Genomic DNA, 25,363 nt, shown 5'->3' with positions numbered 1-25,363 from the left:
CAGGCAATGGCTACTGAAAAATTGACGTACCTGAAGCGTTTTCGCCCCAATGCGAAACTCGTTGAGTTATCGGATATGACTGCTGCGCAACTGGCGACGTTGCCTTCCGGTTGGATTGCCGCGCTCAAGGAGTCGGGTTCCATACGCGTATCGAAAATTCTGGATCTTTGGAAGCCGTTCAAGGATGGCGAATTCGATGGTGTATTTCTGATATTGAGCCAGAACCTTGCTGGCGTGGACCTTGTTCAGAACGGAGATGTTTTCTCGCTGATGTATGAAATTCACTATAACGGCGAAGTGATTTTCTACGAAGGTGGAAACCCTGACACCAAGGTCAAAAATGATCGTGTGGCGGCAATCTGGTCAAGATTGCCGCAAAAATTTTCGCAGTTTTACGATACGCTTCACAATGGCTGGTATCACCTGTCGTCAGCATCAGGTGGGCCGGCTCCTGTCGAGCATTTTTCGTTTTTGGATCAGAACGAATGGGGGATTCTGGAAGATCTCGAAGAGGTGCCCGTCGCGCTCGATAAGACTGTCTCTATTTTTACCAATGGCGGTGGCGGATATATCTGCCTTGAATTCAATGGGCCTGATCCAGCAACGCTAATTTGGTGGGCTGATGAAGCTCCTGAAATGGACACGGAAGGGTTCTGGCCGCTTCTGGATAGCTGGACCGCGATAGCGCTTGAAGGCTGAGGCCCTCGGGTGTTGTTTCTGTTTGCCTTCGCGGCGCTAGTTGTCTGTTTGCCTACGGCGTTGCCTTTCCTTGCTGTGATATTGGTTTATTAGCGTTCCCCCGCACAGGGGAACGCTAATAAACCAATAAGAAAAGAAACACCAACGCCGTAGGCACACAGAACTAGAAACGGCGCACTTCACCCGCGCCCAAGCGAAATATATCGTTCAAGATGATGATCCTCATCCCCAAGCTGATGATCGATCATCACCAACCGCTTGGCATAGTGGGAAAGCGGCAACTCCCATGTCATACCGATACCGCCATGCAACTGAATACACTCCTCGGCAACCAGCGCGCCAATCCTCCCAATACTATATTTAGCCGCCGAAAGAGCCCGCTCCCGCACCTTGCGCTCATCCGTCGCAAGCCCAGCAGCGGCATTGATCACCGCTGACCGCGCCTGTTCGATTTCGAGCAGCAGATCAGCCATCCGATGCTGCAACGCCTGGAAGCTGCCGATCGGCGCACCGAACTGCTTACGGGTACGCAGATACTCGAGCGTGTACTCCTTAGTAACATCCATCGCGCCGACGGCTTCTGAACACAACGCCAGCACGCCGCAGCCAACGCCGTATTCGAGCGTCGCAAAGCCTTCGCCGGCCACGCCGAGCAACGCGTCATCACCGAGCACGACATTGTCGAATGTGACTTCAGCCGCGCGTCCTCCGTCGATCTTGCCGTAGCCGCGCACGCTCACGCCCGCCGCATCGCGAGGCACGAGAAACAGCGTGATGCCGTCTTCGGCGTCTTCCGCGCCGCGCGTGCGCGCCGAGACCAAATACGACCCGGCACGTTCGCCGTGCTGAACCACTGCTTTCGCGCCGTTCAGCCGCCATGCTTTGCCGCTGCGCACCGCACGCGTCGTCACGCGTGACAGTTCATAGTGACTATCAGGCTCGCCATGCGCGAGTGCGACGATCCGTGAGCCGTCGATCAACCCGGCAAGCGCAGCTTTCTGCGTATCGTTGCCGCTGCGTACGATGGCCTCGCCGACGATCAGCGTGTCGAGAAACGGCTCGACCACGAGGCCGCGGCCCAGGCTCTCGAACACCACGGCGATATCGAAACCGCCGCCGCCAAAGCCACCATGCGCTTCATCGAACAACGCGCCGATAATGCCAAGCTCTGCGAAGCGATTCCACAGGTCGGTACTGAATCCTTCCGGCGAGCGCGCGATCTTGTCGCGCGTCTCGAAGCCGTATTGCTCGCTGACGAAGCGATTAAGCGTATCCGCCAGCATGCGGCGGTCTTCGGTGTGCTGGAAATTCATGAGGTGCGCCCCTTACAGTCCCAGAATCATTTTGGAAATGATGTTCTTCTGGATTTCGTTGGAGCCGCCGAAGATCGACAGCTTGCGATTGTTGAAGTAGAGCGAAGCGGCACTGGCAGCTTCGTCGGGGCCGACCGGCGTGCCCTCGAAACCGTCGTGCAATGCTTCCTCGATGAAGGGCTGCGCGTACGGCCCCATCGCGCGCCGCGTAAGCGACGAGATCTCCTGGCGAATCTCGGTGCCGCGAATCTTCAGCATCGAACTCTCCGCGCCCGGCACGCCGCCGCCGGCCACCGCCGCGATCACGCGCAGGTTGGTGGTCTTCATGTTCTCCAGATCGATCTCGACGCGCGCCATGCGAGCCGCGAACTGCGGGTCTTCCGCAAGCGGCCGGCCATTGCGCAATTGCTTCGCGGCGATCTTGCGCAGTCGATTGAGCGCGGCGACCGAGAAGCCGACGCCTGCGATATTGGTGCGCTCGTACGTGAGCAGGTACTTCGCGTAGGTCCAGCCCTTGTTCTCTTCGCCGACGAGGTTTTCAACCGGCACGCGCACGTCGGTGAAGAACACTTCGTTGACCTCGTGCTCGCCATCGAGCGTGATGATCGGCCGCACTTCGACGCCAGGCGTATTCATGTCGATCAGCAGGAAGCTGATGCCTTCCTGCTTGCGCACGTCGGTGGCGCTGCGCACCAGGCAGAAGATCATGTTCGCGTAGTGGCCGAGCGTGGTCCACGTTTTCTGGCCGTTGACGATGTAGTGCTCGCCTTGCGCATCGGCGCCGCGCACGGCACTGGTCTTGACCGAGGCGAGATCGGAACCGGCGCCGGGTTCCGAGTAACCCTGGCACCACCAGTCGGAGCCGTCGAGAATGCGCGGCAGCCAGTGGCGCTTTTGCGCTTCGTTGCCGTATTTGATCAGTACCGGCCCGAGCATGTTGACGCCGAACGGCACGACGCGCGGCGCACCCGCCAGCGCGCATTCGTTCTCGAAGATGAATTTCTGCACCGCGTTCCAGCCCGGGCCGCCGTACTCTTTCGGCCAATGATTGGCGAGCCAGCCTTGCGCGTTGAGGATCGCGTGCCACTCGGCCATGTCGGCGCGCGTCAGGCGGCGGCCGCCGTGCACCTTGTCGGCGAGCCGCTGCGGGAGTTTGTCACGCAGGAAGCCGAGCACTTCGGCGCGGAAGGCTTCTTCTTCAGGGGTGAAGTTCAGATCCATAGCGGGTTCTTCCGTAGATATTGAACGGACAGACGGCGAGCGCGTCGCTGCCTGTCGATGTGCTGTCAATGACGTACCGTCTTAACGAGCCGTCTCAAACCGTCTGATTGAGGCTCGCGAAATCGGCGCCGCGTTCGACCAGTTCCACGAGCAACGGCGACGGTTGCCAGAACAGCGGGTCTTCTTTGGCGAACTCGCGGATGTCGGCGAGGATCGCCGGCAGCCCCACCATGTCCGCATATTTCATCGGACCGCCGCGATAACGCGGAAAGCCGTAGCCGTACAGGAAGGTGACATCCACATCGAGCGGCCGTAGCGCGATGCCTTCATGCACGACGTTGGCGCCTTCGTTGATCGTCGCGGCCATATAGCGGCGCATGATTTCTTCGTCGGTGAAGCTGCGCGGCGTGATGCCGGCCCGTTTGCGTTCGGCGTCGATGATCGCTTCGACTTCAGGATCGGGCATGCCGCTGCGTGAACCTTCGGCATACAGATAGAAACCGCGGCCGGTCTTCTGACCGAACCAGCCGCGTTCGCACAGACGGTCGGCGATCTGCACGTAGCGCGCTTGCGGATTACGGGTGGCGGCGCGGCGCTTGCGCGTGGCCCAACCGATGTCGCCGCCCGCCAGGTCGACCACCTGAAACGGTCCCATCGGAAAGCCGAAGGCGCGCACGGCCTGGTCGATCTGATAGGGCGACGCACCGTCTTCCATCATCGCATCGGCGGCGGCACGATACACGGCGAGCACGCGGTTGCCGATGAACCCGTCGCATACGCCCGCGCGCACCGGCGTCTTGCGCAGCTTTTTCGCGAGTTCGAACGCGGTGGCGACCACGTCCGCGTCGACTTGCCCCGGCACCACCACTTCCAGCAGCTTCATGATGTTGGCGGGGGAGAAGAAGTGCAGACCGATCACGTCCGCGGGACGCGAGATGCTGGCGGCGAGCGCGTCGATGTCGAGGTACGACGTGTTGGTTGCAAGCACCGCGCCCGCTTTGCAAACGCGGTCGAGTTCGGCGAACACCGCCTGTTTGACCGACATGTCTTCGAAGACGGCTTCGATCACCAGATCGGCGTCGGCGAGCGCATCGTACGAAGTGCTGCCGCTCCAGCGCGTCATCACGTCCGTTTTCGCCGCGGCATTCATACGACCTTTGGAAATCAGACCGTCGTAGACTTTTTCGATGTGCGCGCGGCCACGCGCGAGCGACGCGTCGTCGCGTTCGATCATCGTTACCGGCAAGCCGGCGTCGAGCACCGCGACCGCGATGCCCGCGCCCATCGTGCCGCCGCCCACCACGCCGATCTTGCCGAGCGCGCGCGGTTTCGCGTTGCGCGTTTCCGGCGCCTTGAGTACTTCACGTTCGGCAAAGAACGCGTGGATCAGCCCCGCGCGTTGCGGGCTGTCGATGCACTGCAGAAAGAGTTTGCGTTCAAGGCGCAGGCCGTCCTCGAAAGGCTGTTCGATAGCGGCTTCGACGGCGTCGACGATTTTCATCGGTGAGAACAGGCCGCGCGACTTCTTCGCCGTTTCCGCGCGGGCCGTGGCGACTGCGGCAAGGCTGGCGGCGCGGTCCGTCAGCGCGTTGGCGTCTCGCGTGCGTCGTACCGGCGCGTGCGCGGCCAGCAGTTCGTGCACATAGGCGAGCCCCTCGGCGAGGATGTCTCCACTGCTGCCGAGGCGGTCGACCAGACCCAGCGCATGCGCTTCCTTCGCACCGATGTGGCGGCCGCTCAAGATCAGATTGAGCGCGGCCTGCGCGCCCACCAGACGCGGCGTGCGTTGCGTGCCGCCCGCGCCGGGCAGCAGACCGAGTTGCACTTCCGGCAAGCCGAGCTTCGCGCCTTCGACCGCCAGCCGATAGTGGGCTGCCAGCGCCACTTCCAGGCCACCGCCAAGCGCGGCGCCGTGAATCGCCGCCACGACCGGCTTGCTGCATGCTTCGATCCTGTTGCACACGTCCGGCAGCGAGGGCGGAACCGGCGGTTTGCCGAACTCGCGAATATCCGCACCGGCAATGAAGTGGCGGCCGGCACCGACGATCAGCACCGCCTCGATGGCCTTGTCGGCGTCCGCGGCTTCAATCGCGGCGAGCAGGCCGCGCCGCACATCGGCGGAGAGGGCATTGACCGGCGCGTGGTCGATCGTTATCAGCAGCACCTTGCCGCGCAATTCGCGCGTCACAACATCGGCCGAAGGGTTGAGGGTCATGGTCTTGTCTCCTGACTGTTATCCCGGCATGCCGGTCTGGCGAATTCTCCGATTGTCCTGATTGTCGGTTGGACAAGCTTTATTGACAATTACATGGACGGTTGACAGACTGTCAAAATTATTTTGACAAAGGCATCGTCATGGACGTCAATTCGCTGACCTTGCTGGTGGACATCCTCGACGCGGGCAATCTCAGCGAAGCCGCGCGCCGTCTGAAGATGAGCCGCGCGAACGTGAGTTACCACCTGAGCCAGCTCGAACGCTCGATCGGGCTGCAACTGGTGAGGCGCACCACGCGCCGGGTCGAGCCGACTGAAATCGGTCTGCAGTTGTATGAGCACGGCCGCACGATTCAGAACGCGCTGCTGGCTGCGCATGAATCGGTCACTACGCTCGGGCAAAGCTTGCGGGGGAGGGTGCGGTTGAGTGTACCTAGCGGTTATGGGCAACTGGTGATGTCGGATTGGCTGATCGCGTTCAAGCGTCTTTATCCGGGCATCGTGCTGGATGTGATGTTCGAGAACCGCGTCGAGGATTTGATGCGTGATGAAGTCGATATCGCGGTGCGGGTGATGTCGGAGCCACCGCAGAATCTTGTCGCGCGCGATATGGGGCCTGTGAGTTATGTCGCTTGTGCTTCGCCGGCTTTTGCTGAGAGCCATGGCATGCCGGAGAAGCTTGACGATCTGCGGACCGCGCCGCTGATTACCGCGGCAGTCGTCGGCAAGCAGTTGCGCGTGGCGGCCTATCTGCGCGATGAGCGGCATGAGGTGCTGCTGGAGCCTACGATTATTTCCGAGAATTTTTTGTTTTTACGGCAGGCAGTGCTTGCTGGTCTCGGTGTGGGGCTTGTGCCCGACTATGTGGTGCAGGATGATCTGCGGCGCGGTGATGTGGTGACCGCACTCGATGAATGGCGCTTAAGCATCTTCGGCACGAATATGTACATGCTGTATATGCCCAATCGTCATCACACGCGCGCTGCGTCGACCTTCATCGAGTTCGTGCTGGAGCAGGCGCGCGGCAGCGGGAGGGGGTGATCGCTTGAGCCGCAGTGGGGAGGAGCTTTTTTGTTTGCCTGCGCGGCGCTTTATGTCTGTGCGCCTGCGGTGTTGGCCTTTCCTTGATTTGTTAGTGGTCTATTAGCTTCGCCCCTGTGCGGGGCAGGCACTTACTTTCTTTGCCGCCGCAAAGAAAGTAAGCAAAGAAAGCGGCTTCACACCGCTAGTTCTTAAGCGGGTCCCCTGGCTTGGAGGAGGTAGTGGAACATCTGGAATCGGTGTTCCCGCACACTCCGCCTGGGTGACAAGGCCGTCATTCTTCCGGCGGCGCTGCGCGCGCCGAAGGGTACTTCCAAAACCGTTGGGTGTTCTGCGACGGTCTGGTTTCCCCGACTGCACCGTGTACGTCGCGCACAGGTATGCTTGGGCGACCAGTGGGGGCTCCCGGCGGGCCAGTTCGGGGTAATACTTCAGAACATTCGGGGTGGAGGGGCGATGAAATTGATGATCGGATTTCTAGCGATGCTCGCACTAGCCGTCGTCGTTGCGCTGATCTCCCGCCTATCCAGCGAAGACGCCATTCGGCTCGCCGGCTATGCAGCCACCGCCGCATTCGCGGCTCTCGTCGGGTTGCTCATTCGGTGGCGCGCCAGTCGGACCCAACGGAACAAGCGCGCAGGGTGAAGGAGCGCCGCCTCGAACCGCCGCACGCCTCGCACGGCGTGAGCGCGGCTGGTTCCGCATGCTACGATGCTCCGCACATTGCGCAGAACGTCGGAGACATCGATGAGTCCAGAGAGTGCCGCCCAGTTCGATCAACAGTTCGCGCCTCGCATTGCCGAGGCTATCGCGGCCTGTTTCGCCACGACCGTGCACACCGAGGTGCTGCCTTATCGCGGGCACGGACACCCGACGCGCGTGCGCATTCACGCCGCACCGCTCGAAGGCCTGCGCCACTATCCTCATCCGCTGAACCTGTATTTGACGTGGGATAGCGACGAGATCGAACGGCTGATGGGGGCGGGAGGGCAGGCGCGCTTCGCCGGCTATCTGGCGGCGCTGCCGCGCAAGCTCGAAGCATGGCGCCATGCACGCGAACTGGATTTTCTCTCGCATACGCAGGCTGAGGCCGTGGCGCTGATCGGCGGACTCGACTTCGAGTCGTAAGCGCCGCGCGAGCAACGCACGGCCCTCGAGCCCTTACTCGCTTACTCTGTTAGACCGCCGCGCCGAGCCGGAAGAAGCTCACGCTCTGCACCAGACCCGCTGCTTTACCCTGCACCGCGTCAGCCGCCGCGGCGGCTTGCTCGACGAGTGCCGCATTGCTCTGCGTCACCTGATCCATCTGCGTGAGCGCATCGTTGACTTCGGCAATACCGGCTGCCTGATCGACGCTGGCAGTCGCAATCGCCTCGACGATGCGCGTCACGCTGCCGACGCTTTGCACCACGCCGTCCATCGTATGGCTCGCGTGGTTGATCAATTGCGTGCCGGCGTCGATCGTCGCAACCGACTCGCGAATCAGCGCCTTGATTTCGCGCGCTGCATCGGCCGAACGTTGCGCGAGACTGCGAACTTCGCTCGCCACCACCGCGAAGCCGCGCCCCTGGGTGCCGGCGCGAGCGGCTTCGACCGCCGCGTTGAGCGCCAGAATATTGGTCTGCGCGGCGATTGCCTCGACCACGGCGATGATATCGACGATGCGTTTGGAGGCGGCGTCGATCTGCCCCATCGTGCGCACCGTGTCGGTCATCACCGCGCCACCGTCATGGGCCGCTTGCGCAGCGGTCCGAGCGAGCGTGGTGGCTTCATGGGCGTTGCTGGCGTTACGCTGAACCGAGTCGGTGAAATGCTGCATCGACGCGGCGGTTTCTTCGAGCGAGGCAGCCTGCTGTTCGGTGCGCGCCGACAAGTCGAGGTTGCCCGCAGCGATCTCCTGCGTCGCCGACGAAATCGTGTTCGCGCCTTCGCGGATTTCGCTGACGATATGCCGCAAGCGCTGGTTCATTTCGTTGAGGGCGACGAGCAACTGGCCGGTCTCATCGTGGCTCACGATAGTTACGTCGGCACGCAGATCGCCCGCGGCGACCGCTTGCGCGACGCCTACCGCCTGCCTGACCGGCCCCGTGATGCTGCGGCTCAGGAACCAGATCGCGAACGTGCCCATGCCGAGCGCGCAGAGCACGACCGTCAGCAGTAGCACACAGGCGAGCGTGTACGACTGCTCGGCGGCGGCGCTCGTGCGCACGCTGGAGTCTTGCGCCTGCTGCATCACCGAGGCGACGATCTCGTCGATGGCGGCGGTCGGCGCGCGATCGATACCTTTGACCAGGCCGTCGACGGTATGCGCGCTGCCCGGATCGGCAGCGTCATAGTGCTTGAGCGCGTCGAGGTAACGGTCTTGCAACGAAGCGTGCGTGGCGAGCGCCTTGTCGACGCTGTCGAGGTTCACACCCAACGCGCCCAACTGGTCTTTGAGCCGCAGCAGCGCGGCGTGCGTCGTGCCGCTTTCCTTGTTGAAGGCGTCACGGTACCTGGCGAACGCAGCCGGATCCGCGCCGCGCAGCAACAGGTCCTTCCACTCCTGCACCTGCTTCTTGAACTCGACTTGCGCGACGCGTGCGGTGTCGGCAGCCTGCGCGTACTGGCTGAGCGTCTGCGCCGACCGGATCTGCAACGCGTGCGTGTTCGACAGCGCATGCCAGCCTTCCAGACCCACCACGATCGTTGCGGCAAGCAGCACCGCGCCGAGCAGCGCCAACTTGACGGCGATCTTCAGATTTCTATAGAACGACACAGCGATTCCTTTGGCTTGCGCTCAATCCAGCTCGAATTGCGTCACTGTGCTCGCGAGACTCACGGCCTCGCCTTGCAATGCGGTGGCGGACGGGTCGAGTTGCAGCACCGCGTCCTGCAGCGATTTGACCATCTGGCTATTGGAGGCGACCCAGTCGCCGATACCGTCCACGTGGCCACTTTCAACAGCGGTCAAACTGCTGTTGATGGCATCGGCGTTATATGAGTTGGCGACGACATAGTTGTGAACCGCGTTAGCAGCGAGCGCGATCACAACGATGGCGACGCACGGGGCGACGATGCGCGCGCGAATGGAGGAGAACATGTCGGGAGTTTTTCGGAGTGAGCGGTGAACCGGAGTCGGTGAGGCGGGGGCCTCACATGACGTATACGGCGGCGCCAGGGCGAACTTGAGCGCGCGACGCTTGCCGCAGCTGACAAAGCCCGCGTAAGGCGCGCGTGGCGGCGTGCCGCGATGCTGCAAATTTTTTCACCCGATGCGGCATCTTCAATGGATGCCGAAACAGCACATGCGTAGGGGCATGCATGGAGCAGGACAAGCGCTATATTCGTCTGACGATAACGTTGCCGGGCGCTAGCGTGAGATCGCCTTACATTACCGGCGAATGCAGATGATGCGGATGATCGAGCGTTTCGCCCACGATGCGCAGCGCCTCTTCGCACTCGTCGCGCGTCTTCGAGCCGCCGAGACACACGCGCATGGCGTTGGGCGGATTGCCGTCGGTAGAAAACGCCGCGCCCGCGACCGCGGCAATGCCCTGATTGCGCAGTTGCAACGCGAGTTCGGAGGCACTCCAACCGCTTTCGACCGGCACCGGCAACCATAAATGAAAGCCGTCCGGATGTGCTTCGTAGGGCCATGCTTCGAGCATGCGCGACGCAATCGCCTGGCGTGCGCGCGATTCATTGCGAATCGCGTTGAGCATATCGAGCGCGGTCCCGTCGGCGAGCCATTGCGTCGCGAGCGTGACGGTGAATGGGCTCGCCATCACGGTTGTCGCGCGCAGCGCACCGGCCAGGCGCTGCGTCTGGCGCGGCGTCGGCGCATGCAGATGCGCCACCCGCAAACCGGCGCCGAGACTTTTCGACAAACCCGTCACGTAGTAGGTGAGTTCGGGCGCGAAGCTCGCGAGCGCATCGGGCGCGCTCTGCGGCAGCATCGCGTAGGCGTCGTCTTCGACAATCGGGACGCTATAGCGCAGCGCCACGTCCGCAAGCGCTTCGCGGCGTTTATGCGTGAGCGTCAGCGTGCTTGGGTTTTGCAGTGTCGGATTGCAATAAAACGCGCTCGGCTTGTCGGTCTTGCAGAGCGCTTCGAATGCGTGCGCGAGCGGGCCTTCGTCGTCGCGCGGCAATGCTTGGAGGCGCACGCCGAGTTGCGCGGCGATTGCCTTGATGCCGGGATAGGCGAGGGTGTCGAGGCAGATCGTGGCGCCGGGGCGCGCCAACTGCGAGACGAGCGCCACCAGCGCGCTGTGGATGCCGGGGCACACCAGCACGTTACGCGCATCGCAATGCGGCACGCGCCGCTTCAGCCATTCGGCGCCGGCGTCCTTGTCGGCGGGCGAGCCGCCGAAGTCCTGATAGCGCAGCAACTGATACGGATCGCTGTCGGTCATCAGCCTCGCCGCCGAGTCGCGCAAACGCGCGGCGTAGTCGGGCGGTTCGGGCGGCGTATTCATCGACATCTCGATGCTGCTGCCGCCGGTCAGCGGCAAGGTGGCCGTGCGGCCGCGCACGAAAGTGCCACTGCCGGCGCGCGAGTCGAGCAGACCGCGCTTTCGTGCTTCGGCATACGCACGCGCTACGGTGGTGTAGTTCAGTGCGAGTTCCAGCGCGAGATCGCGCAGGCCCGGCAGACGGTCGCGCGGACGCAGACGGCCGGTGGCGAGATCTTCTTCGATCAGATCGGGAATCGCGAGGTAAGCCGGTTTGCGGATATCGGCGAGGCGTTTGATCCAATGGTGTGTCGGGCTGCTCATTTTTGGCTTCGGCTGGAGGTCGATAAAAGTGATCGCATGTTGAGGCGGTCAATGATCGGATTGATCGTCCGTGGTGAATGAGTGCACCACGCCGACACGTTCGCAGCGGCAAACCGCACCCGGCTGGTGCGATTGCGCGGTGCCCGGCGTCGTTGCTCGCGACGCCTCGGCTCCACGCAAGCTTCGCGCCAAAAAAATTTTCGAGCCGCACTTCGAATCGAGGCGGAATTGATTGCTGATTGATCGCATTGGCGTGACCGATCAATGGCACGGGCGTTGCATTAGGAGAAGCGCGCACAGCTTGAATGGCGCGCCGTCTTTTACTTAGCAAACCTGATCGGAGAGTGTCATGCCAGCCGTCAACAAACCGCTGCATCAGAAAGGCGATTACCTTGTCGACTACGAAGAGAAAGTCTTCGAAGACGTGAAGGCCGAGCCCGGCGAGAAGGCGCTCGTCACGTTTCACACGGTCGCCTTCGAAGGGTCGATCGGCTTCGTCAATCTGTTGCAGGCCACGCGTCTGCAACGCAAGGGCTTCGAGACTTCAGTGCTGCTGTATGGGCCGGGCGTCACGCTCGGTCTGCAACGCGGCTTTCCGACGCTCGGCGACGAAGCGTTCCCCGGCCATCTGAACTTCAACAAGCAGTTGATGAAGTTCATGGAAGAGGGCGGCAAGGTGTACGCATGCCGCTTCGCGTTGCAAGCGTTGTACGGGCACGGCGAGGCGTCGCTGATCGAAGGTATCCGTCCGATCAGTCCGCTCGACGTGCTCGATATCCAGCTTCTTCATCGCAAGGACAATGCGCTGATCATCCACACGTGGACGGTTTGACGAGAGGCGGGTGACCACTATGTCCGACAAACGCATCGTGCGTGCCGCCGCGGTCCAGATCGCACCGGACTTCGAACGCAGCGACGGCACCCTCGACAAGGTGTGCGAGGCCATCGAGCAGGCGGCGCGCGAAGGCGTGCAACTGATCGTCTTCCCCGAAACCTTCGTGCCGTACTACCCGTACTTCTCTTTCGTGCGGCCACCGGTCGCCTCCGGCGCCGATCACATGAAGCTCTATGAGGAAGCCGTGATCGTGCCGGGTCCGGTGACGCAAGCGGTGGCCGAACGGGCGCGTTTGCACCGGATGGTGGTCGTGCTCGGCGTCAACGAGCGCGATCACGGCAGCCTCTACAACACGCAACTGATTTTCGACGTGGACGGCCAGCTGCTGCTCAAGCGCCGCAAGATCACGCCGACGTTTCATGAACGAATGATCTGGGGCCAGGGCGACGCAGCCGGTTTGAAAGTGGCGCACACGGCGGTGGCGCGTGTCGGCGCGCTGGCCTGCTGGGAGCATTACAACCCGCTCGCCCGCTATGCGTTGATGACGCAGCACGAAGAGATTCATTGCAGCCAGTTTCCCGGCTCACTGGTGGGGCCGGTCTTCGCGGAGCAGATCGAGGTGACGATCCGGCATCACGCGCTCGAGTCAGGCTGCTTCGTGGTCAATGCAACGGGTTGGCTGAGCGAAGCGCAGATCGCGTCGGTCACGGCAGACCCGAATCTGCAAAAGGCGCTGCGCGGCGGCTGTAATACCGCGATCGTGTCGCCCGAAGGACAGCATCTGGCCGAACCGCTGCGCGAAGGCGAGGGCATGGTGATCGCCGATCTCGACATGAGCCTGATCACCAAGCGCAAACGCATGATGGATTCGGTCGGCCATTACGCGCGGCCCGAATTGCTGAGCCTTGCGATCAACCGGCGGCCTGCGGAAACCGTGGCGCCGATGCCGTCATGGTCCGCTGCTTCGAACTCCGATTTCAACTCAACCGTGGGATGGCGCGATGAACTCCAGCGAGACGCTGTCGGCAGCGAGCCGGCAATTGATGACTGAATTGCAGTCGGCGGGTTTGCGGCTGGTCGCGCCGGATGCGGGCGCCGCGAGCCGGCGCGGCGGTGCCGGACCGTCGGATCACAAAGCGGTGACGGTGGACGGCGTGACGATCATGGTGCCGGTGCATACGAGTACCGCCTGGCACTCGCCGTTCGTCGCGCAGACGCCGGACGCGAATGGCTCGAGCGCGTTGCTGCGCGGCACGATTCCGATTGCCAGCATCAGCTTTCCAGAAGCACCGCGCTTTTACGGCATGCAGACGCTCGACGGCGTGCCGTATTCGCACATCGCCGCGCTGCATGGCGCGGACGTGCTCGCCACCACGGTGTTGCAAACCTGCATCCGCTACGAGAGCCGTCGCAAGAGCTGCAAGTTCTGCGCGATCGGGCAGTCGCTGGCGGCGGGACGCACGATCGCGCGCAAAACGCCGGAGCAACTGGCCGAAGTGGCGCGCGCGGCGGTGCTGCTCGACGGCGTCAAGCATATGGTGCTGACCACCGGCACGCCGCCCACGCCCGATCGCGGCGCGCAGATCCTCTGTGAAAGCGCTTTTGCGATCAAGGCCGCGGTCGATCTGCCGATCCAGGCGCAATGCGAGCCACCCGACGACGACCGCTGGTTCGCGCGCATGAAAGCGAGCGGCATCGATACACTGGGCATGCATCTCGAAGTGGTGACGCCCGCGCTGCGCGAACGCATCATGCCGGGCAAAGCGAGCGTGCCGCTGTCGCGCTATATGGAAGCGTTCAAGGCCGCGGTTGCCGTGTTCGGACGTGGCCAGGTCAGCACTTACATCCTCGCGGGGCTGGGCGATAGCGCGGAGGCGATCCTTGCGATGTCACGCGAGCTGATCGAACTCGGCGTGTATCCGTTCGTGGTGCCGTTCGTGCCGATCAGCGGCACGCCGCTCGAAGACCATCCGGCGCCGACACCCGAATTCATGAAAGCGGTCTTGCAACCGCTCGGCGCGATGCTCAACGCCGCCGCGATGCGTTCGAGCGATATCAAGGCGGGTTGCGGCAAATGCGGCGCGTGTTCGTCGCTGTCATCGTACGAGGAGTGATCATGTTCGGCGAAGCGATTGCGGGCGTTGCACTGGATGGCGAGGTCATTGCCACGCCCTATGCGCCGAGCGAATTCCGCATCAAGTGGACGACGCTCGATTGGGAGGCGGACGAAGCGTACAAGCTGCGGCGCGCGGTGTTCTGCATCGAGCAGGGCATTTTCGTCGGCGACGATCGCGACGACAAAGACGAACATGCGCAACAACTGGTGGCGGTGAGTTGTGTGGCCGGCATGCCGGAGCAGGTGGTCGGCACGGTGCGGATTCATCGCGACGAAAGCAGCGTATGGTTTGGATCGCGGCTCGCGGTGCACGCCGCGTTTCGGCGGCACGGCAAGATTGGCGCGACGCTGATTCGTCTCGCAGTGAGCAGCGCGCACGCGCTTGGCTGCGAGACTTTTCTCGCGCACGTGCAGAGCCAGAATGTGCCGCTTTTTCGCGCGATGCATTGGGATGTGCTTGCCGAGGAAATGTTGCTCGGGCGGCCGCATCATCTGATGCAGGCGCAATTGGACTGGTATCCGCCTTGTACCGCGCCGTTCAGCGGTTTTGTTACGCATGCGCACGCTTCGGCGCGGAGTGCGGCATGAGCGTGGCCGACCTTGTCGCCAGCTTGCGCGCGAGCCGGGGGTTTCGGCATAAGACCGATATCGTCGATGTCGTCGGCTCGCTGGCGCGGCGTTTGCCCGGCGGCACGCACGATCTCGCGCAGGCGGTCGCGCTCGGCGACGATTGCGCGGCGCTCGCCGATGGCGACGGCTATTTGCTGTTCGCGATCGAAGGCATGGTCAGCGATTTCGTGAGCGCGATGCCGTGGTTCGCCGGCTACAGCAGCGTGATGGTCAACGTCAGCGATATCTATGCGATGGGCGGCCGGCCGTCCGCGGTGGTCGATGCGCTATGGAGTCGAGGAATCGAGCCGGCGCATGAGGTTCTTGCCGGCATGGCGGCGGCTTCGGTTGCATATGGCGTGCCGATCGTCGGCGGCCATACGAATACGCGCAGCGATGCGGCGCAACTGGCGGTGTCGATTGTGGGGCGCGCGAAAGCGTTGCTGTCGAGTTTCAACGCGAAACCGGGCGACCGCCTGATGATGGCGGTCGATTTGCGCGGCCGCTTCGAAGAACCCTATCCGTTCTGGAATGCGTCGGTGGCGGCGCCCGGTGAGCGTTTAAGGGCCGATCTCGAACTCTTGCCGCAATTGGCGGAAAGCGGGCAATGCGACGCTGCGAAGGATATCAGCATGGCCGGCACGCTCGGCACCGCGTTGATGTTGCTCGAGTGCTCGCAAGTCGGCGCGCGGATCGATCTCGATCGTATTCCGAAACCCGCCGACGTGCCGTTGGAACGCTGGCTCACCGCGTTTCCCAGCTTCGGCTATTTGCTGTCGGTGCGCGCGGAACATGTCGAAGCGGTGCAGGCGCTATTCGACTCGCGGTCGCTGGCTTGTGCGGCGATCGGCTCGATCGATGCGACGCGGCAGGCGGTCGTGCACCAGCGCGATGACGCGGCCGTGTTGTGGGACTTCAATCGCGAACCGTTCATTGTCGCGAATGGCGGTGCGCGATGAACGCCTTGCGTATCGCGTTGCTGACGCATTCAGTCAACCCGCGCGGCGGGGTGGTGCATACGCTTGAATTGGCGACGGCGCTTACCGCGCTCGGGCATGACATAACCGTGTTCGCACCGGCCGTGCCGGGTGAAACGCTATTTCGTTTGCCGCCATGCCGCGTGATTTATGCGCCGATCACGCTTTCACAGGCCAATACGATAGCCATGGTGGAAGCGCGGATTCATGCATTCAAGCACGCATTGATCGAGCATGACGCAGCGTCGTTCGATGTGCTGCATGCGCAGGACAGCATCAGCGGCAATGCGCTCGCCGAACTCAAGGCGCAAGGACGCATTCACGGCTTCATGCGCACGGTGCACCACCTCGATCATTTCGACGATCCACGTTTGGCCGCGTGGCAGCAGCGCGCGTATCAGGACGCGGACCAGGTGCTTTGCGTGAGCGAGATGTGGACGCGCGAAATGCACTTGACCCACGGCATCGATGCGATGACGGTGCCGAATGGCGTCGACGTCGCACGCTTCACACCCCGCACGGATTCGCATGATGTGAAACTGAAGCAGCGCCTCGGTATCGACGGTGAACCGATCGTGCTTTCGGTCGGCGGTATCGAAGCGCGCAAGAACACGCTGGCTTTGCTCGAAGCGTTTGCTTTCGTGCGCCGTACGTTGCCGCGCGCGCAACTCGTGATCGCCGGCGGCGCAAGCCTGCTCGACCATGACATCTACACCCGCCGTCTGCTTCAGCGAGCGGCGGAACTGGGGCTGTCCATCGGTCCGAATGAAAGTGTGGTGGTCACCGGCCCGCTCGACGACGCCGCAATGCCCGCGCTGTTTCGCCGCGCCGACGTGTTGTCGATGGTGTCGTTGCGCGAGGGCTTCGGCCTTGTCGTGCTGGAAGCGCTCGCGAGCGGCACGCCGGTTGTGGCGTCGGCGATCGCACCGTTCACCGAATACCTCGACGGCACCACCTGCTACTGGGCCATGCCTACTGAGATCGAGTCGATCGCGTCGGCGTTGCTGCGCGCGCTGGCTGGAGGCGACGTCGATTTCGAGCACGCCGTGCCGGCCTTGCTCGCGCGCTTCAGCTGGCCGGCGAGCGCGCGGCGTCACGTCGATGCATATCGCCGCTTCCTCGCGAAGCGCGCGCTGGTTTTTCATTGATTGGGGATTTGCGATGCCTGTCATGCACTTTCGGATTCAATGGCCTGATGGCGACGAAGCGAACTGTTATTCGCCGTCGCTCGTCATCGGCGATTTCTTCACACCTGGCGAGGCCTATGCGCTGGGCGATTTCGTCGAACGTTCAAGGCAGGCGTTAGGCATCGCGTCGGAGCGCGTGCGCGAAAAATACGGCTTTGCCTGCTCGGCGGCGATGGATCAGCTGGCGCAGATCGAGCGTGACGCCGAGCGGTTTCGCGATCGGCCCGAGGCGACCGTCAAGGTTATCGAATTCAGCTAAACGCTTACCTTTTGCAAAGGATGCATCATGTCGAATCCAACACCTCAAGCGAGGACTGGTGAGCACTATGGCGTGCTCATCGTCGGCGGCGGGCAGGCGGGCTTGGCGGTCAGCTACTACCTCAAGCAAGCCGGCATCGACCATCTGGTCCTGGAGAAGAACACCGTGACGCACACGTGGCGCCAGCAACGCTGGGATGCGTTCTGTCTCGTGACGCCCAATTGGCAATGCGCATTGCCGGACTATCCGTACCGTGGCGACGATCCACACGGCTTTATGAAAAAGGACGAAATCGTCGAGTACCTCGACGGCTTTATCGCGCATGTCGGCGCGCCGGTTATCGAGCATGCGGAAGTCAAACGCGTGAAGCAGCGCGACGGCGGCATCTATGCGATCGCGACCACGCAAGGCGATTTCACTGCCGATCAGGTGGTGGTCGCCTCGGGCGGCTATCACACACCGATCGTGCCGCGCCTCGCCGAGCGCCTGCCCGCGCGGATCGTGCAGTTGCAATCGTCCGCGTACCGCAATCCCCAGGCGTTGCCCGAAGGCGCGGTGCTCGTAGTCGGCACCGGGCAATCCGGCGCGCAGATCGCAGAGGACCTGCATCTCGCCGGACGCAAGGTGATCCTCGCAGTGGGCGAGGCGCCGCGATGCGCGCGCTTCTATCGAGGCCGCGATGTGGTGGACTGGCTCGCCGACATGCAGTATTACGACATGCCGGTCGAAAAGCATCCGTTGCGTGAAGGCGTGCGCGACAACACCAACCACTACGTAACTGGCCGCGACGGTGGGCGCGATATCGATCTGCGCAAGTTCGCCGCCGAAGGCATGGAACTGTATGGCAGGCTCGACGATCTGCGCGACGGTCAATTGCGTTTTGCGCCGACGCTCGCCGCCAGTCTCGACGCCGCGGACGATACATATAACCGGATCAACGCAAGCATCGACGGTTTTATCGAAAGGCATGGTATCGATGCGCCGGCCGGCGGTGTCTATGAACCGCTCTGGCAGCCGGCTGAGGAACGTACGACGCTCGATGTCGACGCGAGCGGCATCTCGGCGATCATCTGGTGCATCGGCTTTACGCCGGACTTCAGCTGGCTCGACGCGCCGGTGTTCAACGGCCGCGGCTATCCGGCGCATACGCGCGGTATTACGCCGATCGACGGTTTGTATTTCGTCGGCTTGCCGTGGCTGCATACGTGGGGGTCCGGGCGTTTCTCCGGCGTCGCGCGCGATGCCGAGTTCATCGTGCAGGCGATTCGCGGGAAGGAGAGCCAACGCGCGTCGATGACCGCAGCGGTGGCGGCTTGAGGCGGATGCCCGCCAGCGCATGGTGAGTGAATAAAAAACGGCCGTTGCTGTTAATCGCAACGGCCGTTCCTGTCGCAGATGCGTCTTGCTGAAGCTTAACCGCCCAGTGCCGGATCGCTCATGCTGCTATTGCCGGTTTCCACGTGTCCGGCGAGGCGCCGCGCGAACGTCGGATCCGTATCGACCGTGATCGCCAGGTCGTACCAGCCATGCGCATTGCGCAGATCGAGGTACAACTGTTCGGTATCGCCGCCGCGCACCGCGTGCCTGATCACGTTGTTCGCGTCATACGCGTTGACGATGTTGAACACGCAACGCTCACTGCCGACATTTTCCAGACGCAGTTGCAGATTCCCGTTCGCGACGTCATAGCCTTCGGCGACTTCGGGCCGCGCGATACTGGACCCGTTCCACCAGCTTCTGGCAATCGGCGTACCCGAGAAGCGTCGCAGAAAACCGTTCGGGCCGTGCACCGTGAAATCGTATGAGCCGTCGGGATTCAGCGGCAACTGATCCTGAAGGCGTTTGCCCGCTTCGACCGTATAGGTGCGCGGCGCATCGAGGCTATACGCCGTGTAGACGAGAAACACCGCGCCGGCACGGCCCGTGTTGACGAAACGCATCGCCAGCTTGCCGGCCGCGCCTTCGCCGTGTACTCGCACGAACAGTTCGTACGGCAGCGCGCGAGCCGGGCGCACGCCGGGCTCCTGCCTGGGCACCGCCTGGACGGCCGGCGGCAGCGGAACATAGTCCGGATGCCGATTCTGATCGGGCGGCACGTAACCGCTCGTGCTCGGCAGCGTCGGGAATGCATCGTTCGGGTTGCTGAAGTTGAACGCGGACATCAGGTCGCCGCACACCGCGCGACGCCACGGCGTGATGTTCGATTCGCCGAGATTGTGCTGCTGGCCGAAGCGCTTTTCGATGAAGCGGATCACCGACGTATGGTCGAACACTTCGGAGCACACGTAGCCGCCTTTCGACCACGGCGAGACGACCAGCATCGGCACACGCGGTCCAAGACCGTACGGACCGGCGGCCGTGTTCGAATTGCCTGGATAGATTTCATTGGTGGTATCGACCGTCGACAACCCGTTCGCACTCGATGCCGGTGCGAACGGCGGCGCCATGTGGTCGAAGAAGCCGTCGTTCTCGTCGTAATTGATCAGCAGCACCGTCTTGCTCCACACCTCCGGATTGGACGTGAGAACCTGCAAGACCTGATCGATGTACCACGCGCCGTAGTTGGCGGGCCAGTTCGGATGCTCGGAATACGCTTCCGGCGCGACGATCCACGAGACTTGCGGCAGTGCGTTGTTCTGCACGTCGCGCTTGAGGATGTCGAAATAGCCGTCGCCCTTGGCCGCGTTGGTGCCGGTGCGCGCGTTATCGTACAGCGGGTTGCCCGGCTGCGCATTGCGATACTGGTTGAAGTAGAGCAGCGAATTGTCGCCGTAGTTGCCGATGTACGCGTTTTGTGTCCAGCCCCAGGAGCCGTTCGCGTCGAGCCCGGTGCCCATGTCCTGATAGATCTTCCACGAAATGCCCGCGTTTTGCAGCACTTCCGGATAGGTCGACCAGCCGTAGCCGAGTTCGGAGTTGTCGATCACCGGACCACCGCCGCTGCCGTCGTTGCCGACCCAGCCGCTCCACATGTAATAGCGGTTCGGATCGGTCGGGCCCATCAGCGAGCAGTGGTAGGCGTCGCAAATCGTGAAGGCGTCGGCGAGCTGGTAGTGAAACGGGATGTCGTCGCGCGTGAGGTAGGCCATCGTTGTGGCGCTCTTGGCGGGCACCCATTGATCGTAGCGGCCGCCGTTCCACGCAGCGTGCGTGCTGTTCCAGTCGTGCGCGAGGTCTTGCAGGAATTGCAGGCCGAGGTTCGGCGCGCTCGGGCGGAACGGCAGCACGTAGCCGAGATCCGCGGCGAGCGGCTGATACCACACGGGCTTGCCGTTGGGCAGCGTGATCGCGCGCGTATCGCCGAAGCCACGCACGCCCTTGAGCGTGCCGAAATAGTGGTCGAACGAGCGGTTTTCCTGCATCAGCACGACGATGTGCTCAACGTCGCGAATGTTGCCGGTTTGATTGTTGGCGGGGATCGCAAGGGCATTGCGAATGCCCAGCGGCAGCATGCTCAACGCGGTCGCGGAACCGGCGGCGTGCGCAGCGGAGCGCAGAAAATCACGGCGATTTTTTGAGGTCATGGTTTTGGCTTTCGATCTTCAGTAGAGGAACGATACACGTAGCGCGAGCGTGAGCCGCGAGGGTCACGGAACTCAATCCACGGTGTGAATGACGGGTGTGGCGAGTGGTGCGGATGCGGCGGCCGACAGAGCCGTGTCGGTGCCTGTTGCGAGCTGCGCCGGGGTTCGAATCGTGAGAGCGGGTGACACGGGTGAGGCAGACGACGGATTCGCCGACAAGACCTGCGCGGTGCTGCTGTCGTGATCCGCGGTGCCTGTCGAACTAACGGTGTTCGTGCCGGGCGCCTTGTCGTCGTCGTTGCTGCATGCGCCGATCAGCGTGCAGAAGAGCACGGCAATCAGCGCGCCTGCCAAACGTTTGCGACGCGATGCAGTAGCTGGCTTCGACACGACGGACATGGAATGTCTCCGGCACGGGGGACGGTGCGCCCGGGCATCCATGCGCCCAGGTAAGCGATCAGAAGAATAAACGCTTACCTGTGTAACTTTTGTGAATATATGGTGAGGAGTCGGTGTGGAAAGAATGCGCCGTCAATCCTGGATCGTGACGATCGCCTCGATCTCGACCGTGATATTGCCCGGCAACGAACCGACCCCGACCGCCGAGCGTGAGTGGCGTCCGGCATCGCCGAATACATCGACGAACAGGTCCGAGCAGCCGTTGATCACGTGCGGATGCTCGGTGAAATCCGGCACTGCGTTGACCATGCCGAACAGCTTGACGACGCGCTTCACGCGCCGTAAATCGCCCAGTTCGTTATGCAGTACGGCCAGCAGATTCAGGCCTACCATCTGCGCATGCCGATACGCTTCGTCCGCGCTCACGGTTGCGCCGACCTTGCCGGTCATCAGCGAACCGCTTTCGTCGAGCGGACCCTGGCCTGACAGGAACAGCAGATTGCCCTCGCGCGTGCAGTGCGTGAAATTGCCGATCGGCGTCGGCACTTGCGGGAGCTTGAGGCCGCGCGTGTGCAGCCGGTCGTAGCAGTTCATCGATAGGAAAGTGATGGTAGGCGGTCTGTAGGAATTGAGCGATGCGGCAGAAAACATCGGCAAACATCGGCAAACGTTAGCGCGCGCGGTGGTTTTATGCCGCTGGTTCCTGCTCGCGATGCCGCCAGCCGAGCCGCGCTTCGATGCGCGCCGCGACCGCTTGTACAGCCTGCGCGAAACGCTCGGTGCCGAGCGCGGCTTTCGCCTCGGGCATCACGATCGAAATGGTGAAGACGCACGTGCCGGTGTTATCGAGCACCGGCGCCGCGAGGCATGCCACCGACGCATCCGACTCGCCGATCTGGATCGACAGCCGCGCATCGAGCGCCTCACGCGCGATCTGCGCGAGCACTTGCGGCCGCGTTTCGGCGCGGCCCGTAGGTGAGCTTTGCGCGTGCTGCGCAAAAAAAGCAATCCGTTCCGCATCCGGCAGGTGTCCGACCAGCAAGCGGCCGGACGCGGTCCAGTTGAGCGGCACGCGGCTGCCGACACGCGAGGTCACGCGAAAATGGCCCGGCCCTTCGGCCATTTGCTGAACCACCATCATGCCGTCTTCGAGTCCGCAGACCTGCACGGTCTCTTCGACTTCAGCCGAGAGCCGCTGCATCTCTTCATGAGCGACCGCGAGGTAGTCGAGCGAGCTGGCGTACGTCAATCCATAACCGTACAGACGCGAGCCGAGCCAGATCGTGCCGTCCAGGCGCCGCGCCAGCAGATTCTTCTCGACCAGATCGTTGATGATCGAATACACGGTCGACAACGGCGCGCCCACCATGCGAGCGACTTCATACGCGGTGGCGGGGCGGTTCGCTTGCTGGAGCGCATCGAGAATCTGCACGGCACGGTCGATCGCGCTGGTGCGGGTGCGCGGCGCGGCCGTTTCCGCGCCGGTATCGACACTGGCGCTTGCCGCTGCGGATGCTGATTCGGACGTGGAAGGTCGTGACGTGCGAGCCATCTTGCTCCTCTGAAGCTGTATGTTTTTGTCCAGTTGACGCAGGGACATTGTATGCTAGACTGATCCTCAATTACAACATATATTCCATAATTAAGAAATAACCGGTTGGAGGCGCTTCATGGACATTCGCTCTCGTTTTGGCTTACGCCCTGTCATCAATGCTTCGGGCACGATGACGAGCCTGGGCGCGTCCATTGTCAGCGCGCCGGTGATCGACGCGGTGGCGCAGGTGCTGCCGCAATTCGTCGAGATCGACGACCTGCAACGCAAAGCCTCGGCGGTAATCGCGCAGGCATGCGGGAGCGAAGCCGGTTATATCACCGCGTCGTGCTCGGCGGCGATCACGCTCGGCATAGCCGCAACCATGACGGGCGACGACCACGGCCTGATCGAACGATTGCCGGACACGAGCGGCATGCCGGGCATGCGCAACGAGGTCGTGATCCAGACCGGCCACCTTGTCAATTATGGCGCGCCGGTGGACCAGGCGATCCGTCTGTCCGGCGCGCGTGTCGTGCCGGTGGGCGCGGCGACCGAAGCGCACGGCTACCAACTGAATACTGCCATCACCGAACGCACCACCGCGGCGCTTTACGTGGTGTCGCATCACACGGTGCAGTTCGGCATGATCCCGCTCGAAGAATTCATCGCCGTCGCGCATGCGAAGGGCGTGCCGGTGATTGTCGATGCGGCTTCCGAATACGACCTCAAACGCTTTATCGAAGCCGGTGCGGATCTCGCGCTTTATTCGGCGCACAAATTCCTCGGCGGCCTGACGGCCGGCATCGTCGCGGGCAAGAAAGCATTGGTGCGTGCCGCGTATTTCCAGAACGGCGGCATTGGCCGCGGCATGAAAGTCGGTAAAGAAGGCATTGCCGGCGCGATTGCCGCGCTCGAACAATGGCAGCGCCGCGACCCTGTCGCGGTCCGCGCCCGCGAACGCGGCTATCTGACGTTGTGGCGCGAGACTTTGAATCGTTGCAAAGGCGTCTGGGCCGAGATCGACGCCGATCCGACCGGCAATCCGCTCGACCGCCTGAAATTGCATATCGATCCGAAGCAGGCCCGTATCACCGCCTGGGATCTCGCCGATGCGCTAGCGCGCCCGCCCGCAGGCGAGGCACCGGTGATCGTGCGCGACCACGAAGCGGAGCTGCGTTTCTTTTTCCTCGACCCGTGCAATCTGCATGCGGGCGAAGAGCAGATCGTGCTGGCGCGGCTGATCGCAGAATTCGAACGTGCGCAACAGTCGCCCGAACCCATCGTGACACCGTTTTACCTGCGCGACGCCCGCCGCATCGCCGCGCGCCGCAACTGGCCGGATTAATCCTTTCCCGGTTCATATCGATTCGTCAATGACCGTTGTTTGACCGCAGCGCCGCACGCCGTTCCTGTGCTGCTTTGACTTGCCAGTTTAGTACTACTTATATCGCCGGAACATCTCCGTGTAACCGGCGTGCTTTTTTCTTTCGACTTGAGGAAACCATGAAGCACAATCAGATTCTTCGTACGGCCATCGCGTTCGCTGTCGCTGGACTCGCCGCGCAAGCCGCCAATGCGCAAAGCAGCGTGACGCTGTACGGTATCGTCGACGCCGGTTTTACCTTCACGAATAATCAGAAGGGAGAGAAGGCCTATCAGGCGACGCAAGGCAACGTGCAGGGTTCGCGTTGGGGCCTGCTCGGTAGCGAAGATCTGGGTGGCGGCAACAAGGTTTTGTTCAAGCTCGAAAACGGCTTCAGCCTGGAGACGGGCGCGGCGGGCCAGGGCGGCCGGATGTTCGGCCGTAGCGCATGGATCGCGCTGACCAACAACAAGGCCGGCACGATCACGCTCGGCCGTCAGTACAACAGCGTGCAGGACTATTTGTCGAACATGCAGATCAATGGCGTCGGCGCTATGAGCCAGTACGGCAATGCGATCTACGACAACGACGATATCAACAACACGTATCGCACCAACAACGCGGTCAAGTACACCACGCCGACCTACGCCGGCTTCACCGCCAACGCGATGTACGCGTTCTCGAACACCGCGGGCCAGTTCGCCAACAACCGTGCATGGAGTGTCGGCGCCGACTACGTGAACGGTCCGCTGCGGCTGGATGCCGCGTACTCGCTGGTCAATCAGCCGGCCACCAGCACCACGGGCGCGGCGCCTTCCGACAACTACTACAACACCGGTTCGTCGATCATCAGCGGCGTGAAGCGCAATCAGGTGTGGGGCGCGGGCGGTTCCTACGTGTTTGGCCCGGCCACGGTCGCGCTGCTGTACACGAACTCGCAATTCCAGTTGCTCACGGGTGGCAGCCTGCGCTTTGCCAATTATGAAGCCAGCCTGAAGTATCAATTCACGCCGGCCACGCTACTCGCGCTCGGCTACATCTACACGACGCAGAACACCAGCGGGACCACGGCCGCTAACGCCCACTACAACCAGTTGAGCATGGGCGGCGAGTACTTCCTGTCGAAGACCACTGACCTCTATCTGAACGGCATCTATCAGCGCGCTTCCGGTTCGCGCGCATGGATCGAAGGCATTTCGAATCCGTCGAGCAACAGCGGCCAGTTCGTGACCGTCGCCGGCATCCGCCACAAGTTCTAAGCACGCCGCCTGCGCCGTCGCTCATGTCGAATACCGCATAACAAAGCGGCGGC

General features: G+C 62.5%; 23 protein-coding genes and 1 pseudogene. 14 read left to right on the top strand and 10 right to left on the bottom strand.

Annotated elements, in window-relative coordinates:
• Positions 1-6 precede the first annotated feature (6 nt).
• Positions 7-699 carry a hypothetical protein gene (locus AC3WOG_RS14675; RefSeq protein WP_492578676.1) on the top strand — a complete coding sequence of 231 codons (693 nt, stop codon included), beginning with the start codon at positions 7-9 and terminating at the stop codon, positions 697-699.
• Between the two features lie 179 nt (positions 700-878).
• Here the strand turns inward: AC3WOG_RS14675 and AC3WOG_RS14670 are convergent, their stop codons facing one another.
• The 3 genes from AC3WOG_RS14670 to AC3WOG_RS14660 form a co-directional block, all read right to left on the bottom strand.
• On the bottom strand, positions 879-2,012 hold the full coding sequence (locus AC3WOG_RS14670; protein ID WP_492578675.1) for an acyl-CoA dehydrogenase family protein: 1,134 nt from the start codon (positions 2,010-2,012) through the stop codon (positions 879-881).
• 12 nt (positions 2,013-2,024) lie between these two features.
• Entirely contained in the window at positions 2,025-3,233 is a 1,209-nt protein-coding gene (locus AC3WOG_RS14665) for an acyl-CoA dehydrogenase family protein (RefSeq protein WP_492578674.1), read from the bottom strand.
• A gap of 94 nt (positions 3,234-3,327) precedes the next feature.
• On the bottom strand, positions 3,328-5,448 hold the full coding sequence (locus tag AC3WOG_RS14660; RefSeq protein WP_492578673.1) for a 3-hydroxyacyl-CoA dehydrogenase NAD-binding domain-containing protein: 2,121 nt from the start codon (positions 5,446-5,448) through the stop codon (positions 3,328-3,330).
• A 140-nt stretch (positions 5,449-5,588) separates the two neighbouring features.
• On the opposite strand from AC3WOG_RS14660, the gene AC3WOG_RS14655 reads away from it, so the two are divergent.
• The 3 genes from AC3WOG_RS14655 to AC3WOG_RS14645 all read left to right on the top strand — a co-directional run bounded on the left by AC3WOG_RS14655 (position 5,589) and on the right by AC3WOG_RS14645 (position 7,616).
• The gene (locus tag AC3WOG_RS14655; RefSeq protein ID WP_492578672.1) at positions 5,589-6,488 is read left to right on the top strand and encodes a LysR family transcriptional regulator; all 900 of its coding nucleotides are present in this window, start codon (positions 5,589-5,591) and stop codon (positions 6,486-6,488) included.
• Positions 6,489-6,944: 456 nt separating this feature from the next.
• Positions 6,945-7,133: a hypothetical protein gene (locus tag AC3WOG_RS14650; protein ID WP_492578671.1), complete on the top strand. Its 189-nt coding sequence runs from the start codon at positions 6,945-6,947 to the stop codon at positions 7,131-7,133.
• A 102-nt stretch (positions 7,134-7,235) separates the two neighbouring features.
• Positions 7,236-7,616 (top strand): DUF5594 family protein, encoded by a 381-nt coding sequence (locus AC3WOG_RS14645; RefSeq protein ID WP_492578670.1) that lies wholly within the window; start codon positions 7,236-7,238, stop codon positions 7,614-7,616.
• A gap of 49 nt (positions 7,617-7,665) precedes the next feature.
• Here AC3WOG_RS14645 and AC3WOG_RS14640 read toward each other — a convergent pair whose 3' ends face one another.
• The 3 genes and pseudogenes from AC3WOG_RS14640 to AC3WOG_RS14630 form a co-directional block, all read right to left on the bottom strand.
• Positions 7,666-9,246 carry a methyl-accepting chemotaxis protein gene (locus tag AC3WOG_RS14640; protein ID WP_492578669.1) on the bottom strand — a complete coding sequence of 527 codons (1,581 nt, stop codon included), beginning with the start codon at positions 9,244-9,246 and terminating at the stop codon, positions 7,666-7,668.
• A 72-nt stretch (positions 9,247-9,318) separates the two neighbouring features.
• Positions 9,319-9,570 (bottom strand): annotated as a pseudogene (locus AC3WOG_RS14635) (methyl-accepting chemotaxis protein); the annotation flags it as partial.
• Positions 9,571-9,856: 286 nt separating this feature from the next.
• Positions 9,857-11,248 (bottom strand): aminotransferase-like domain-containing protein, encoded by a 1,392-nt coding sequence (locus AC3WOG_RS14630; protein ID WP_492578668.1) that lies wholly within the window; start codon positions 11,246-11,248, stop codon positions 9,857-9,859.
• Between the two features lie 349 nt (positions 11,249-11,597).
• On the opposite strand from AC3WOG_RS14630, the gene AC3WOG_RS14625 reads away from it, so the two are divergent.
• The 8 genes from AC3WOG_RS14625 to AC3WOG_RS14590 are packed head-to-tail and all read left to right on the top strand — an operon-like array spanning position 11,598 to position 18,548.
• Positions 11,598-12,080, top strand: coding sequence for an MSMEG_0572/Sll0783 family nitrogen starvation response protein (locus AC3WOG_RS14625; RefSeq protein WP_054040483.1), 483 nt, complete (start codon positions 11,598-11,600; stop codon positions 12,078-12,080).
• Between the two features lie 19 nt (positions 12,081-12,099).
• A complete protein-coding gene (locus AC3WOG_RS14620; RefSeq protein ID WP_492578667.1) occupies positions 12,100-13,134 on the top strand; it encodes a Nit6803 family nitrilase in 1,035 nt (344 codons plus the stop codon).
• On the top strand, positions 13,127-14,197 hold the full coding sequence (locus AC3WOG_RS14615) for an MSMEG_0568 family radical SAM protein (RefSeq protein ID WP_492579808.1): 1,071 nt from the start codon (positions 13,127-13,129) through the stop codon (positions 14,195-14,197). The genes AC3WOG_RS14620 and AC3WOG_RS14615 overlap by 8 nt, the downstream gene beginning before the upstream one ends.
• Positions 14,198-14,199: 2 nt before the next feature.
• Positions 14,200-14,787, top strand: coding sequence for an MSMEG_0567/Sll0786 family nitrogen starvation N-acetyltransferase (locus tag AC3WOG_RS14610; protein WP_492578666.1), 588 nt, complete (start codon positions 14,200-14,202; stop codon positions 14,785-14,787).
• Positions 14,784-15,767 (top strand): sll0787 family AIR synthase-like protein, encoded by a 984-nt coding sequence (locus AC3WOG_RS14605; RefSeq protein WP_492578665.1) that lies wholly within the window; start codon positions 14,784-14,786, stop codon positions 15,765-15,767. The genes AC3WOG_RS14610 and AC3WOG_RS14605 overlap by 4 nt, the downstream gene beginning before the upstream one ends.
• The gene (locus AC3WOG_RS14600; RefSeq protein ID WP_492578664.1) at positions 15,764-16,933 is read left to right on the top strand and encodes an MSMEG_0565 family glycosyltransferase; all 1,170 of its coding nucleotides are present in this window, start codon (positions 15,764-15,766) and stop codon (positions 16,931-16,933) included. The genes AC3WOG_RS14605 and AC3WOG_RS14600 overlap by 4 nt, the downstream gene beginning before the upstream one ends.
• 13 nt (positions 16,934-16,946) lie before the next feature.
• Entirely contained in the window at positions 16,947-17,231 is a 285-nt protein-coding gene (locus AC3WOG_RS14595; protein ID WP_492578663.1) for an MSMEG_0570 family nitrogen starvation response protein, read from the top strand.
• A gap of 27 nt (positions 17,232-17,258) precedes the next feature.
• Positions 17,259-18,548, top strand: a complete 1,290-nt coding sequence (locus AC3WOG_RS14590; RefSeq protein WP_492578662.1) for an MSMEG_0569 family flavin-dependent oxidoreductase — start codon at positions 17,259-17,261, stop codon at positions 18,546-18,548.
• Positions 18,549-18,643: 95 nt separating this feature from the next.
• Here the strand turns inward: AC3WOG_RS14590 and AC3WOG_RS14585 are convergent, their stop codons facing one another.
• The 4 genes from AC3WOG_RS14585 to AC3WOG_RS14570 form a co-directional block, all read right to left on the bottom strand.
• Positions 18,644-20,755, bottom strand: a complete 2,112-nt coding sequence (locus AC3WOG_RS14585; protein WP_492578661.1) for a phosphocholine-specific phospholipase C — start codon at positions 20,753-20,755, stop codon at positions 18,644-18,646.
• 72 nt (positions 20,756-20,827) lie between these two features.
• Positions 20,828-21,154 carry a hypothetical protein gene (locus AC3WOG_RS14580; RefSeq protein WP_492578660.1) on the bottom strand — a complete coding sequence of 109 codons (327 nt, stop codon included), beginning with the start codon at positions 21,152-21,154 and terminating at the stop codon, positions 20,828-20,830.
• Positions 21,155-21,286: 132 nt separating this feature from the next.
• Complete coding sequence (locus AC3WOG_RS14575; protein ID WP_492578659.1) at positions 21,287-21,748, bottom strand: RidA family protein; 462 nt, start codon at positions 21,746-21,748, stop codon at positions 21,287-21,289.
• 94 nt (positions 21,749-21,842) lie between these two features.
• The gene (locus AC3WOG_RS14570) at positions 21,843-22,706 is read right to left on the bottom strand and encodes an IclR family transcriptional regulator (protein ID WP_492578658.1); all 864 of its coding nucleotides are present in this window, start codon (positions 22,704-22,706) and stop codon (positions 21,843-21,845) included.
• A 118-nt stretch (positions 22,707-22,824) separates the two neighbouring features.
• On the opposite strand from AC3WOG_RS14570, the gene AC3WOG_RS14565 reads away from it, so the two are divergent.
• Positions 22,825-24,033: an aminotransferase class V-fold PLP-dependent enzyme gene (locus AC3WOG_RS14565; protein WP_492578657.1), complete on the top strand. Its 1,209-nt coding sequence runs from the start codon at positions 22,825-22,827 to the stop codon at positions 24,031-24,033.
• Between the two features lie 158 nt (positions 24,034-24,191).
• A complete protein-coding gene (locus AC3WOG_RS14560; protein ID WP_492578656.1) occupies positions 24,192-25,310 on the top strand; it encodes a porin in 1,119 nt (372 codons plus the stop codon).
• The last annotated feature ends 53 nt before the right edge of the window (positions 25,311-25,363 follow it).

The organism is Paraburkholderia sp. FW306-02-B (genome assembly GCF_058782725.1).
This window is presented reverse-complemented; position numbering and strand designations above follow the sequence as displayed.

Coding starts and splice junctions, on each gene's coding strand:
- AC3WOG_RS14675 (WP_492578676.1), top strand. CDS start 7: ATGGCTACTGAAAAATTGACGTACCTGAAGCGTTTTCGCCCCAATGCG.
- AC3WOG_RS14670 (WP_492578675.1), bottom strand. CDS start 2,012: ATGAATTTCCAGCACACCGAAGACCGCCGCATGCTGGCGGATACGCTT.
- AC3WOG_RS14665 (WP_492578674.1), bottom strand. CDS start 3,233: ATGGATCTGAACTTCACCCCTGAAGAAGAAGCCTTCCGCGCCGAAGTG.
- AC3WOG_RS14660 (WP_492578673.1), bottom strand. CDS start 5,448: ATGACCCTCAACCCTTCGGCCGATGTTGTGACGCGCGAATTGCGCGGC.
- AC3WOG_RS14655 (WP_492578672.1), top strand. CDS start 5,589: ATGGACGTCAATTCGCTGACCTTGCTGGTGGACATCCTCGACGCGGGC.
- AC3WOG_RS14650 (WP_492578671.1), top strand. CDS start 6,945: ATGAAATTGATGATCGGATTTCTAGCGATGCTCGCACTAGCCGTCGTC.
- AC3WOG_RS14645 (WP_492578670.1), top strand. CDS start 7,236: ATGAGTCCAGAGAGTGCCGCCCAGTTCGATCAACAGTTCGCGCCTCGC.
- AC3WOG_RS14630 (WP_492578668.1), bottom strand. CDS start 11,248: ATGAGCAGCCCGACACACCATTGGATCAAACGCCTCGCCGATATCCGC.
- AC3WOG_RS14625 (WP_054040483.1), top strand. CDS start 11,598: ATGCCAGCCGTCAACAAACCGCTGCATCAGAAAGGCGATTACCTTGTC.
- AC3WOG_RS14620 (WP_492578667.1), top strand. CDS start 12,100: ATGTCCGACAAACGCATCGTGCGTGCCGCCGCGGTCCAGATCGCACCG.
- AC3WOG_RS14615 (WP_492579808.1), top strand. CDS start 13,127: ATGACTGAATTGCAGTCGGCGGGTTTGCGGCTGGTCGCGCCGGATGCG.
- AC3WOG_RS14610 (WP_492578666.1), top strand. CDS start 14,200: ATGTTCGGCGAAGCGATTGCGGGCGTTGCACTGGATGGCGAGGTCATT.
- AC3WOG_RS14605 (WP_492578665.1), top strand. CDS start 14,784: ATGAGCGTGGCCGACCTTGTCGCCAGCTTGCGCGCGAGCCGGGGGTTT.
- AC3WOG_RS14600 (WP_492578664.1), top strand. CDS start 15,764: ATGAACGCCTTGCGTATCGCGTTGCTGACGCATTCAGTCAACCCGCGC.
- AC3WOG_RS14595 (WP_492578663.1), top strand. CDS start 16,947: ATGCCTGTCATGCACTTTCGGATTCAATGGCCTGATGGCGACGAAGCG.
- AC3WOG_RS14590 (WP_492578662.1), top strand. CDS start 17,259: ATGTCGAATCCAACACCTCAAGCGAGGACTGGTGAGCACTATGGCGTG.
- AC3WOG_RS14585 (WP_492578661.1), bottom strand. CDS start 20,755: ATGACCTCAAAAAATCGCCGTGATTTTCTGCGCTCCGCTGCGCACGCC.
- AC3WOG_RS14580 (WP_492578660.1), bottom strand. CDS start 21,154: ATGTCCGTCGTGTCGAAGCCAGCTACTGCATCGCGTCGCAAACGTTTG.
- AC3WOG_RS14575 (WP_492578659.1), bottom strand. CDS start 21,748: ATGAACTGCTACGACCGGCTGCACACGCGCGGCCTCAAGCTCCCGCAA.
- AC3WOG_RS14570 (WP_492578658.1), bottom strand. CDS start 22,706: ATGGCTCGCACGTCACGACCTTCCACGTCCGAATCAGCATCCGCAGCG.
- AC3WOG_RS14565 (WP_492578657.1), top strand. CDS start 22,825: ATGGACATTCGCTCTCGTTTTGGCTTACGCCCTGTCATCAATGCTTCG.
- AC3WOG_RS14560 (WP_492578656.1), top strand. CDS start 24,192: ATGAAGCACAATCAGATTCTTCGTACGGCCATCGCGTTCGCTGTCGCT.